The organism is Kitasatospora sp. NPDC059817 (assembly GCF_042731835.1).
Lineage (GTDB): Bacteria > Actinomycetota > Actinomycetes > Streptomycetales > Streptomycetaceae > Kitasatospora.
The window spans coordinates 22,789-33,623 of sequence record NZ_JBHWIR010000074.1 but is presented as its reverse complement, the minus strand read 5'-3'; the positions used below and the strand labels follow the sequence as shown (position 1 = coordinate 33,623).

Sequence of the window (10,835 nt, the reverse complement as noted above, 5' to 3'; positions counted from 1 at the left end):
AACCCCCACCCCTGGGGGTATCGGGGGGTGGTTTTTGTTTATACGCCCCAGGCCCCGCCCGGGGGACCGACGGTGGGCCGCCCCCGGTCCGGGTCGGGGCGGTGCGCTCAGAGCGCGGCGCGCAGCACCGCGGCGGTCGCGACGGCGGCGGTGACGGCCTCGTGGCCCTTGTCCTCCGCGGAGCCGGGCAGGCCGGCGCGGTCGAGCGCCTGCTCCTCGTTGTCGCAGGTCAGCACGCCGAAGCCGACCGGGACGCCGGTGTCGACGCTCACCTGAGTGAGGCCGGCGGTGGCCGCCTGGCAGACGTAGTCGAAGTGCGGGGTGCCGCCGCGGATCACCACGCCGAGGGCGACGACCGCGTCGTAGCCGTGGTCGGCGAGGCGCTTGGCGGCGACCGGCAGCTCGAAGGTGCCGGGGACGCGCAGCACGGTCGGCTCGGTGACGCCCAGTTCCTTGAGCGCCCGGTGGGCGCCGTCCAGCAGGCCGTTCATCACAACGTCGTGCCACTGGGCGGCGACGACGGCGACCTTGAGGTCGGCGGCGCCGTCGATGGTCAGCTCGGGGGCTCCGTGGCCGCTCATGTTCGTTCTTCCTGTCCGTCGTGGTGGTGCGTGGGGCGTGGGCGCGGTGCGTGGGGCGCGGGGTGGGTTCAGGAGTCGAGGCCGGGCAGGTCGTGGCCCATCCGGTCGCGCTTGGTGCGCAGGTAGCGCAGGTTGTGCTCACCCGGCGCGATCTCGACCGCTTCGCGCCCCTTGACCTTGAGGCCGTGCTCGGTGAGCGCGGTGAGCTTCTCCGGGTTGTTGGTGAGCAGGATGAGCGAGCGGACCCCGAGGTCCACCAGCATCTGCGCCGCGATGCTGTAGTCGCGGGCGTCGGCCGGCAGGCCGAGGTCGAGATTGGCGTCGACGGTGTCGCGCCCCTGCTCCTGGAGTTCGTAGGCGCGCAGCTTGTGGGCCAGGCCGATCCCCCGGCCCTCGTGGCCGCGCAGGTAGAGCACCACGCCGCGGCCGGACTCGGAGACCTTGTGCAGCGAGGCCTCCAGCTGCGGGCCGCAGTCGCAGCGCAGCGAGCCGAAGACGTCGCCGGTCAGGCACTCGGAGTGGACCCGGACCACGACGTCCTCGCCCTCGGGCAGCCGGCCGTCGGCGCCGAGGCCGCCGGCCACCAGCGCGATGTGCTCGACGCCGTCGATGGTGCCCTGGTAGCCGACGGCCGTGAACTCACCGTGGACGGTGGGCAGGGCGGTCACGGCGGCCCGGTCGACGTGCAGCTCGGTGCGGCGGCGGTAGGCGATCAGGTCCTCGATGGAGATGATCGCGAGGCCGTGCTCGCGGGCGAAGGCGACCAGCTCGGGCAGCCGGGCCATGGTGCCGTCGTCGTTGACCACCTCGGCGATCGCACCGGCCGGCGGCAGCCCGGCGAGCCGGGCCAGGTCGACGGCGGCCTCGGTGTGGCCGGGGCGCACCAGCACGCCGCCCTCCACCGCGCGCAGCGGGAACACGTGCCCGGGGCGGGTGAGGTCGCCGGGCTCGGTGCCGGGCGAGGACAGCAGCCGGACGGTGCGGGCGCGGTCGGCGGCGGAGATGCCGGTGTCGACCCCCTCCCGGGCGTCCACCGAGACGGTGTACGCGGTGCCCTTGCGGTCCTCGTTGACCTGGGTCATCGGCGGCAGCTTGAGCCGGTCCAGCTCCTCGCCGGTCAGCGGGGCGCAGATCACGCCGGAGCTGTAGCGGATGGTGAAGGCCATCAGCTCCGGGGTGGCGGCGGAGGCGGCGAAGACGATGTCGCCCTCGTTCTCGCGGTCCTCGTCGTCGACCACGATCACGGCGCGGCCGAGGGCGATGTCGGCGATCGCGCGCTCGACCGGGTCGAGGACGAGTTCGGGTGCCACCTCGCGGTCGCGGTCGGCGGTGTGGTTCTCGGTCATACCGTGGCTCCCTGCGGGACGTTGGCGGAGTTGACGCGCGGCTCACGGCTGCTCAGCCACCACGAGCGCAGGCCGAGCAGCACCAGGACGAAGTAGATCGAGTAGGTGAGGCCGGAGAAGGGGTAGCCGTTGTTGAAGGCGAGCGGGACGCCGACCACGTCGACGGCGATCCAGGCGAACCAGAACTCCAGCCAGCCACGGGCCTGGGCGACCATCGCGGCCAGCGTGCCGACGAAGATGTAGGCGTCCGACCAGGGGCTCCAGGACAGGCTGGGGTGGGCCGTGAACAGCCAGGCCAGCGCGACGGTGCCGGCCGCGGTGCCGACCACCAGGGCGGCCCGCTCCGGCCAGGTGGCGAAGCGGACGGCGATCGTGCCGGTGTCCCGGCGGCCCCGCCGCCACTGGGCCCAGCCCCAGGCGGCGGCGACGAGCACGATCAGCTGCTTGCCGATCAGGCCGGGAACGTGGCCCCCGAGGTAGGCGGCGATCAGCACGGCGCCGGACAGGAGTTGGAGCGGCCAGCTCCAGACCGAGCGGCGCCAGCCGAAGGCCAGCCCGGCCAGGCCGAGCAGGTTGCCGAACATGTCGGCCCACTTCACGTGCTCGCCGAAGGCGGTGAACGCTTCTCCGCTGAGCCAGTTCACTTGGACTCTCCGGCGATCGTCGGGGGAAGGGTGCGGGAGTCGAGCAGTCGCTCGACGTACTTGGCGAGCACGTCCACTTCGAGGTTGACGCTCTCGCCGACGGCCTTGGCGCCGAGCGAGGTCAGCGCGAGGGTCGTGGGGATGAGGCTGACGGTGAAGCTGTCCCGGGCGGCTTCCACCACGGTGAGGCTGACGCCGTCGACCGTGATCGAGCCCTTCTCCACCAGGTAGCGGGAGATGGTGCCGGGCAGCGAGAAGCGCAGCACCTCCCAGCGCAGGTCGCCGGCCGCGTCGCGCTCGCCGGGCTCGCGGCCCAACAGCGTGCCGGTGGCGTCGACATGGCCCTGGACGAGGTGGCCGCCGAGCCGGTCGCCGAGCGCCATGGCGCGCTCCAGGTTGACCCGGGAGCCGGGCTTCAACTCGCCGAGGCTGGAGCGGTGCAGCGTCTCGGCCATCACGTCGGCGCTGAACTCGCCCGTATCGGCCGCCAGTTGGTCCGGGCTGTCGACGACGGTCAGGCAGACGCCGTTGACCGCGATGGAGTCGCCGTGCCGCGCACCCGTACAGACCACCGGGCCGCGCAGGCGGATTCGCGAGGAGTCGCCGATCTCCTCGATCGACACGACCTCGCCGAGCTCTTCGATGATGCCGGTGAACACCCGGGTTCTCCTCGCGCTTGGGGGCGCGGACTCCGGGGCGGCATGGGAGATGACACGGACGGGCAACGGCGCGCGAGCCGACGGCACGACCCGTCGCCGGGATGCCGAGGCCGCCGGGAGATCGCTCGCCCGGCCCGGGAGACACCTCTCCCGCCGTTCACCTGGCCGCGGTCCACCGGGGGACCACGGATACTGCTCTTCGTCCGCCCGCGCACGCCTCCCATCCGGACTTTAACCGTCGGTCCAGGAATTTCACCTGGTCAACCGGCCGCTGGCTGCGGACGGGTCGCGGACTGTAACCGCCGGTTCGGATTTTCACCGACCCCGGAGTGCGCTGAACGTCACTGCTGTTGGGGTCATTCTGCCACGACGCGCGCAAGGCCAGGGAGAGCCTTCCGCTGTGGCCTGTTTCACGCGGATGCGGGGAATGTGCGGCCGGGTGGTAGGTGGCGCCCGCAACGTGGCGGTCACCTACGGAGGGTGGCGAGCACGTACGGAGGGTAGTGGGTGCGGCTGGAGGGCAGTGAACGCGGCCGGAGCGCGGCGGGTGCGGTCAGAGCGTGGCGGGTGCGGCGATCGACGTGAAGTGGGTGACCACCGGCGGGTGCGCGAGGTAGCACAGCTCGCCCTCCGACCAGACCGGCCGGATCCGCCACATCGGCCCCGCGTACCCGCGCAGAGCCGCCTCGTCGCGCCAGCGGCTCACCACGAGCACCCGGTGTCCGTCCTCGGTCACCGAGCGCAGCAGTTCGCCGCCCAGGCAACCGTCGGTCCGCCCGAGCTGCGGGATCACCTGGGTTGTCAGCAGCACACAGAATTCCTCGATGCGACCGGCCAGGACCTGCCCGGCCCAGATCCTCACGATCACGACCACCACCTCCGAGCGGAGCGCCTGGCCCCATTATCAGCGCAAAACCGCTGGTGGGGAGGGGTGGCGGGGAAGCTTTACCGAGCGGTGCACCGCCCGGCGGCCAGGCGCTCCGGGAAGGGGCTCGGCTAGATTTCCGGTATGACCAGCACACCGGAATCTGTCATTGCGTCAACCACCGCTCCGGACATGCCGGGCAGCCTGTTCGCCGCCCTCAGCGCAGGGGCGCTGACCGACCCGGCGCAGCTGCGCGAGATCTACGAGCAGCCCGGCGAGCACGCGCGCCGCAAGCAGGTCGACCACCTGCACGAGGTCGCGCGGCGGCTGATCGCCTGCTCCTCGCTGGTGTTCGTGGCGAGCTCGGACGCCGCCGGGCGCTGCGACGTCTCCCCGCGCGGCGGGCCGGCCGGGGTGGTCTCCGTCCTCGACGAGCACACCCTGGCCATCCCGGACGCCACCGGCAACAAGCGGCTGGACACCCTGCACAACATCCTGGAGAACGGCCGGGTCGGGCTGCTCTTCGTCGTCCCGGGCCGGGACACCACGCTGCGGGTCAACGGGCGGGCCTGCATCTCCACCGACCCGGAGCTGCTGCGACAGCTGACCGCCGTCGGCAAGCCCCCGCGCAGCGCGATCGTGGTGGCCGTCGAGGAGGTGTACGCGCACTGCCCGAAGGCCTTCCTGCGCGGCTCGGCGTGGAAGCCGGAGAACTGGCCGGCCAAGGACGCGCAGCCGACCTCGGCCGAGATCACCCTCTCGCACCTGCGGGACGAGTCGCTGACCGTCGAGATGATCGAGCAGACCGAGCGGGAGGCACTGCTCTACCGCTACGAGTGACGAACGGTGCGGGCGGGCGTGGCGCGCCCGGTGCTCGGTGCTCGGTGCTCGGCGTGCTCAGGCGGCCTTGGGTACGTCCACCACCGGCGCGTCGCTGGCCGCCCGCTGGACGGCCTCGACGCCCTTGTGGGCGGCCTCCTTGCTGGAGTAGCCCTGGCCGGTGGCGACGATCTCGCCGTTGCCCGCCTTGAGCCGGAACCGGTACTTGCCGCCGGCGTCCTCGTAGACCTCGAACTTGCCCGCCATCGGGCCACCTCCTCGTACGGCGCGCGGCGCGCCTCTGGTCGACCCCCTCCAGCACCGTGCGCCCCCCGACCGGGCGGCCGCACCTGCTCGGCCGCCGGACGGGTGACGCCCCGCAACCGCGCGATCGCGGAGGTGCCGGGGCGGCCGCCGGTGGTTTGAATGGACGGATGGACTGCGTCTTCTGTGCGGTGGTGGCGGGCGAGGAGCCCGCGCACCGGGTGCTGGACGACGAGGCGGCGGTGGCCTTCCTGGACCGGCGGCCGCTGTTCCCCGGCCACGTGCTGGTCGTCCCGCGCGCCCACCGCCGCACCCTGGCGGACCTGCCGGCCGCCGAGGTGGGGCCGTTCTTCCTCCAGGTGCAGCGGGTGGCCGCCGCGGTGGAGCGCGGATTGGGCGCGGCGGGCAGCTTCGTGGCGGCGAACAACCGGATCAGCCAGTCGGTGCCGCACCTGCACGTCCACGTGGTGCCGCGCAATCCGAAGGACGGGCTGCGCGGCTTCTTCTGGCCGCGGGGGAAGTACCCGGACGAGGCGGGGGCGGCGGAGGTCGCGGCCCGGCTGCGGGCGGCGCTCGGCGGCTGAAGGGGGCGGGTCGGGGACTGAGGGGGGCGGGTCGGGGACTGAGGGGGCTCGCAGGGGCGCCGGGGGGCGTGCGCACCGCATTTGTGAGCCGGATTCACCCACTCTCTTGACAGGTATAGAACACTCCGCTTGAGTCGCCTTCACGGCCCCGCACCGGCCCACACCCCGGTCGGCCGCCTCCCCTGGCGCACCCCCGCACGAGGCCCGGCTCCCCTGCCCCGCTCAAGTCCCTGTCACGACGACGTGCGGCCCCCACCGCACAAGGGGTGATGACGTGTCAATGAAACGCCTGCTCGCGCTGCTCTCCGCCGTGGTCACGGCGCTGGCGGTCGCGGTGCTCCTCCCCGCCTCCGCCAGCGCCGCCGCCTGCGGCACGCCGTGGAGCGCGGCCACCGCCTACACCGGCGGCGCGGCCGTCTCGTACAACGGGCACAACTGGAACGCCAAGTGGTGGACCCAGAACGAGCCCCCGAGCACCGGCGGCACCGGGGTCTGGGCCGACCAGGGCTCCTGCGGCGGGTCCACCGACCCGACGCCGACCCCGACGTCCGGCACCTGCAACCACCCCGCCTGGGTCGCCGGCCGCGCCTACGTCGCCGGCGACATCGTCCGGTACACCAACGGCGGCTACTACCGCGCCACCCACGACAACCCGGGCTACGACCCGGTCATCAGCACCTGGTACTGGGAGCCGTACGGCTGCGGCTCGACCCAGCCGCCCAACCCGGGCGGATTCCCGGTCAGCCAGGCCCAGTTCGACCAGATGTTCCCGGGCCGGAACTCCTTCTACACCTACCAGGGCCTGCTCGACGCGCTCGGCGCCTACCCCGGCTTCGCGGCCACCGGCAGCGACACCGTGCGCCGGCAGGAGGCCGCCGCGTTCCTCGCCAACGTCAGCCACGAGACCGGCGGACTGGTGTACGTGGTCGAGCAGAACACCGCCAACTACCCGCACTACTGCGACACCTCGCAGCCGTACGGGTGCCCGGCCGGGCAGGCCGCCTACTACGGGCGCGGGCCGATCCAGCTGAGCTGGAACTTCAACTACAAGGCCGCCGGCGACGCGCTCGGCATCGACCTGCTGAACAATCCGAACCTGGTGCAGACCGACCCGGCGGTGGCCTGGAAGACCGGCCTCTGGTACTGGAACACCCAGAACGGGCCGGGCACCATGACCGCGCACAACGCCATGGTCAACGGGTACGGCTTCGGTGAGACGATCCGCAGCATCAACGGCTCGCTGGAGTGCAACGGCAACAACACCGCCCAGATGCAGCACCGGATCAGCCTGTACCAGAGCTTCGTCCAGATCCTCGGCACCGTCCCCGGGGGCAACCTGAGCTGCTGACGGCTCGCCCCCGCCCCACCACGCGCCCCACTACGCCCGGACCGGTCATCACACCGTGGTGCCCGTACGCTGCCGAGCGTAGCGGGGCGTACTCATGTGGGGGCGTCCTCCTGCGGGAGCAGCGGAGGCTGGCTGAAATCGTCGTTCCGGCGGACGACTTCGCAGGTCGCGGCCCCCTACGCTCAAGGCATGAACGAACTCGCCAGCCTCGTGCAGCAGACCGCCGACCGGCTCGCAGGCCAGCACGTCGGTGCGGTGGTCGCCGGGCTGGCCGGCGGCGCCGTGGAGATCCGCGGCGCCGGGCGGACCGGTCCGGGCGGCGCCGTGCCCGGGCCGCACACCCTGTTCGAAGTCGGTTCCGTCACCAAGGTGTTCACCTCGCTCGCCCTCGCGCGGCTGGTGCTCGCCGACTCCGGCGGGGCCGCCACCGGGCTCGACGAACCGCTCGCCGACGTGCTCGCCGACGTACGGCCCGGCGGTATCGCCGTCCCGGCCAGGGGCGGGCAGCCGATCACCCTGCGGCACCTCGCCACCCACACCTCCGGGCTCCCCCGGCTGCCCCGGGGCCTGCTGGCGACGGCACTGCTCAATCCCAACAAGCCCGATCCGTACGCCCATTGCAGCACCGAGTACGTCCTCTTCGGGCTGGCCAGGACGAGACTGCGGGCCAGACCCGGGCGCGGCTTCCGCTACTCCAACCTCGGCGCCGGGCTGCTCGGCCTGGCCCTCGCCCACCGGGCCGGCACCGGCTACGAGGAGCTGGTGGCGCGTGAGATATGCGAGCCGCTGGGACTGGTGGACACCCACGTGCGCTCGGGCCGGGAGCAGTCCGGGCGGCTGGCGCACGGGCACACCTCCGGCGGGCGGCCCGTGCCGTACTGGGACTTCGCGGACGTCCCCGGTATGGGCGGGCTCCGGTCGACCGCCTCCGACCTGGCGATACTCCTGCGGGCCCAGCTGGCCGCCGACCGCGAGCCGGACGCGCCGCTGGCGCCCGCGATCACCCTCACCCGGGCGACCCGGCACCGGGTCAACCCGTTCGCCTGGATGCACCTGGGGTGGCTCGGCCACCGCCTGCACACCCAGCAGGGCGGCCACCTGCAGATCTGGCACAACGGCGGCACGGGCGGGTTCCGCTCCTTCGTGGCCTTCGATCCGGAGAAGCAGGTGGGGGTGGCGGTGCTGGTCAACACCCGTCGCTCCGCCGATCCGGCCGGGACGGCCCTGCTGCGCACGCTGCAGAACGAGTACGCGACGACGAGATGACGAGCTCAGGAGCTGACGAGCTGAGGCCGGGGCAAGGCGGTGAGCGGGCCCGGCGGCGGACCGGGTGCGGCCGTCGGCGGAGTGAGGTGGAGGATGGGGTGAGTTCGTTTCAGGGCCAAGAGGTACGAATTGGCCCTGTTCGAGGGCGCGGCGGTCGGTCGATGCTGAGGATCTGACAGTCGTGGTTCCGGTTGTGGTGTTCGCTCAGCGGGAGGTGGCCGAGGTGGCGGTGGTGTGGCCCTTGTCGCGGGCTCGGTCGGTCGCGGGCGGCGACGGGCGGCTCGGCCGGGCGGTGCGGGTGTACCGGCGGTTCCGGCCGCTGCCGTGGCGGACGCGGGCCTGGCTGGACGCGGCGGCGGCCGCCGTCGCCGGGGCGGCCTGGCTGGCGAGCGGGGAGTGGTGGCCCGCGCCCGTGGTGGCCGCGGCGGCGATCACGGCCGCGAGCGGGTACGGGCGGCTGCGGCCGGCGCCGGGCCTGCGGGCCGTCCGAGTGCACGAGCGCGGGCTGGTGCTGGTCGGGGCGGACGGCGCGGAGCGGCCCCTGCCGTGGAGTGCGGTGGAGGCCACCGAGTACTCCCCCGGCGGGCGGCACGGGGTGGGCGAGCAGGGCCGGATCTGGCTGGTCGGCGCGGACGAGCCGCTGGCACTGGCGCAGCTGCGGCGGCTGGACGAGCTGTTCCGGGAGCTCGACGAGCGGCTCCGCCCGACCCTCCGGGCCGCGCTGCACGAGGCGTTGCGCACGGAGGGCGGCGTCCGGTTCGCCCGGGGGCGGCTGACGCTGACGGCCGGCGGGCTGGTGCACCGGCCGCCGCACCCGCTCGCCGCGACGGAGGCGTTCCGGTGGGCGGAGGTGCAGTCCGCGCGGGCCTCGGATCTCGGGGAGCTGGAGATCCGGACGCACTCGGCCGGCCTGCCGCTCACCCTCCCGGTGCCGAACGCCGGTGCGGCGGCGGCCTTCGTCGAGGAGGTCCGGGCCCGGAGCCTCTGACCGGCGGACGATTCGAGGGTTGGATTCCCGAACCCACTGCTCTGCGGTGAGTTCGGCTCCTCAACCGACCCCGGCCTGGTCCGACCGGCGTTCATTCGGTCTCCATTCGGCCGACCCCTAAGGGTCCCTGCCTGCACATCCCGGAAGGGATCTCTACGCCGCTGAGGGGACGTCAACTTCCGCTCCCCCGGCCTACCGTCCCTCACATGGACCGACTTCGCACCACCGCCGCCGCGGCAGCCCTGCTGCTCGCCCTGCCGCTGTCCGTCGCCGCCGCCGCGCCGGCCCTGGCCGCTCCCGCCGCCCCCGCGAACGCCTCCACCTCCGCCTCCGCTCCCGCCCCGACCGCCGTCCACGTCGACCTGCCGCGCCCGACCGGCCCGTACGCGGTCGGGCAGGAGATCCTGCACCTGGTGGACCAGGACCGCCCGGATCCGTGGGTCCCCTCCGCCGGTCCGCGCCAGCTGATGGTGTCGATGTACTACCCCGCGAAGGCCGGGACGGGCAGCGCGGCCCCGTACATGACCCCTGCGGCCGCCCGGATGCTGCTGGACGGGAAGCTCCCGGGCAACACCATCCCGACCGAGACGGTCACCGGCACCCGGACCTGGGCGAAGTCCGACGCGCGCCCGCAGGGCGGCCACTTCCCGATGGTGGTGCTGTCGCCGGGCTTCACCATGCCGCGGGCCTCGCTGAGCAGCCTCGCCGAGGACCTGACCAGCCGCGGGTACGTCGTCGCGCTGATCGACCACACCTACGAGAACACCGGGACGACGTTCCCCGACGGGCAGACCCTCCCGTGCCTGCTGTGCAACAAGCTGACGACCCCGGAGTCCTGGGCGGCCGTGGACAACAGCCGGGCGAAGGACGTCTCCTTCGTCATCGACCAGCTGACCGCCCGCCCCCACCCGGCCTGGCGCTACGCCCGCATGATCGACCGCGACCGGATCGGGATGGCCGGGCACTCGGCCGGCGGCGCCTCGACCGTCCCGTCCCTGCTCACCGACGACCGGATCCGGGCCGGGGTGGACCTGGACGGCACCATGGACGTCACCGTCCCCGCCTCCGGGATCGGCGGCAAGCCCTTCCTGATGATCGGCCACCCGCTGCCCGACGGCGCCGAGGACAGCAGTTGGACGGAGAGCTGGCCGCACCTGGACGGCTGGAAGCGCTGGTTGACCTTCGCCGGCTCCAACCACGGCACCTTCACCGACTTCCCGCTGTTCTTCGAGAAGCTCAACCTGCCCCAGCCTCCCGGCACCACGATGTCGGGCGAGCGGGGCGTGGAGCTCACCCGCTCGTACGTGGCGGCCTTCTTCGACCTCCAGCTGAAGGGCGTGCAGCAGCCGCTCCTCGACGGGCCGACCGCCGCCAATCCGGAGGTGACGTTCCAGCCGTAACCGGGACGTGGTGGGCGCGGCCGTCGGCAGCCCGCCGGCGGCCGCGCCGCCGTCTGTCGCCAGCCGTTCGC

Annotated in this window: 12 protein-coding genes and 1 riboswitch; of the genes, 6 read left to right on the top strand and 6 right to left on the bottom strand. The window is 73.2% G+C overall.

Annotated elements, in window-relative coordinates:
* Window positions 1-107 precede the first annotated feature (107 nt).
* The 5 genes from ribH to ACFV61_RS18020 all read right to left on the bottom strand — a co-directional run bounded on the left by ribH (window position 108) and on the right by ACFV61_RS18020 (window position 4,098).
* Window positions 108-581, bottom strand: a complete 474-nt coding sequence (ribH, locus tag ACFV61_RS18040) for a 6,7-dimethyl-8-ribityllumazine synthase (RefSeq protein WP_063346473.1) — start codon at window positions 579-581, stop codon at window positions 108-110.
* A 68-nt stretch (window positions 582-649) separates the two neighbouring features.
* Window positions 650-1,927 (bottom strand): bifunctional 3,4-dihydroxy-2-butanone-4-phosphate synthase/GTP cyclohydrolase II, encoded by a 1,278-nt coding sequence (locus tag ACFV61_RS18035; RefSeq protein ID WP_380492596.1) that lies wholly within the window; start codon window positions 1,925-1,927, stop codon window positions 650-652.
* Window positions 1,924-2,511 (bottom strand): nicotinamide mononucleotide transporter family protein, encoded by a 588-nt coding sequence (locus ACFV61_RS18030; protein WP_079136192.1) that lies wholly within the window; start codon window positions 2,509-2,511, stop codon window positions 1,924-1,926. Before ACFV61_RS18030 ends, ACFV61_RS18035 begins: the two co-directional genes overlap by 4 nt.
* Before the next feature lie 56 nt (window positions 2,512-2,567).
* A complete protein-coding gene (locus tag ACFV61_RS18025) occupies window positions 2,568-3,230 on the bottom strand; it encodes a riboflavin synthase (RefSeq protein ID WP_063346476.1) in 663 nt (220 codons plus the stop codon).
* A gap of 208 nt (window positions 3,231-3,438) precedes the next feature.
* Window positions 3,439-3,566: riboswitch (FMN riboswitch) on the bottom strand.
* Between the two features lie 217 nt (window positions 3,567-3,783).
* Entirely contained in the window at window positions 3,784-4,098 is a 315-nt protein-coding gene (locus ACFV61_RS18020) for an antibiotic biosynthesis monooxygenase (RefSeq protein WP_159398348.1), read from the bottom strand.
* 141 nt (window positions 4,099-4,239) lie between these two features.
* On the opposite strand from ACFV61_RS18020, the gene ACFV61_RS18015 reads away from it, so the two are divergent.
* A complete protein-coding gene (locus ACFV61_RS18015; RefSeq protein WP_380483081.1) occupies window positions 4,240-4,935 on the top strand; it encodes an MSMEG_1061 family FMN-dependent PPOX-type flavoprotein in 696 nt (231 codons plus the stop codon).
* A 57-nt stretch (window positions 4,936-4,992) separates the two neighbouring features.
* On the opposite strand, the gene ACFV61_RS18010 is transcribed toward ACFV61_RS18015, so the two are convergent.
* On the bottom strand, window positions 4,993-5,181 hold the full coding sequence (locus tag ACFV61_RS18010) for a DUF1508 domain-containing protein (RefSeq protein ID WP_063346479.1): 189 nt from the start codon (window positions 5,179-5,181) through the stop codon (window positions 4,993-4,995).
* A 167-nt stretch (window positions 5,182-5,348) separates the two neighbouring features.
* Here ACFV61_RS18010 and ACFV61_RS18005 point away from each other — a divergent pair, with 167 nt between their 5' ends.
* From ACFV61_RS18005 to ACFV61_RS17985, 5 genes are all read left to right on the top strand, one after another.
* On the top strand, window positions 5,349-5,762 hold the full coding sequence (locus tag ACFV61_RS18005) for an HIT family protein (protein WP_363369713.1): 414 nt from the start codon (window positions 5,349-5,351) through the stop codon (window positions 5,760-5,762).
* A 280-nt stretch (window positions 5,763-6,042) separates the two neighbouring features.
* Window positions 6,043-7,110 carry a glycoside hydrolase family 19 protein gene (locus tag ACFV61_RS18000; protein ID WP_380492598.1) on the top strand — a complete coding sequence of 356 codons (1,068 nt, stop codon included), beginning with the start codon at window positions 6,043-6,045 and terminating at the stop codon, window positions 7,108-7,110.
* 189 nt (window positions 7,111-7,299) lie between these two features.
* Entirely contained in the window at window positions 7,300-8,376 is a 1,077-nt protein-coding gene (locus tag ACFV61_RS17995; RefSeq protein WP_380492593.1) for a serine hydrolase domain-containing protein, read from the top strand.
* A 181-nt stretch (window positions 8,377-8,557) separates the two neighbouring features.
* Window positions 8,558-9,364, top strand: coding sequence for a hypothetical protein (locus ACFV61_RS17990; protein ID WP_363369716.1), 807 nt, complete (start codon window positions 8,558-8,560; stop codon window positions 9,362-9,364).
* 206 nt (window positions 9,365-9,570) lie between these two features.
* A complete protein-coding gene (locus tag ACFV61_RS17985) occupies window positions 9,571-10,764 on the top strand; it encodes an alpha/beta hydrolase family protein (RefSeq protein WP_380492591.1) in 1,194 nt (397 codons plus the stop codon).
* Window positions 10,765-10,835 lie beyond the last annotated feature (71 nt).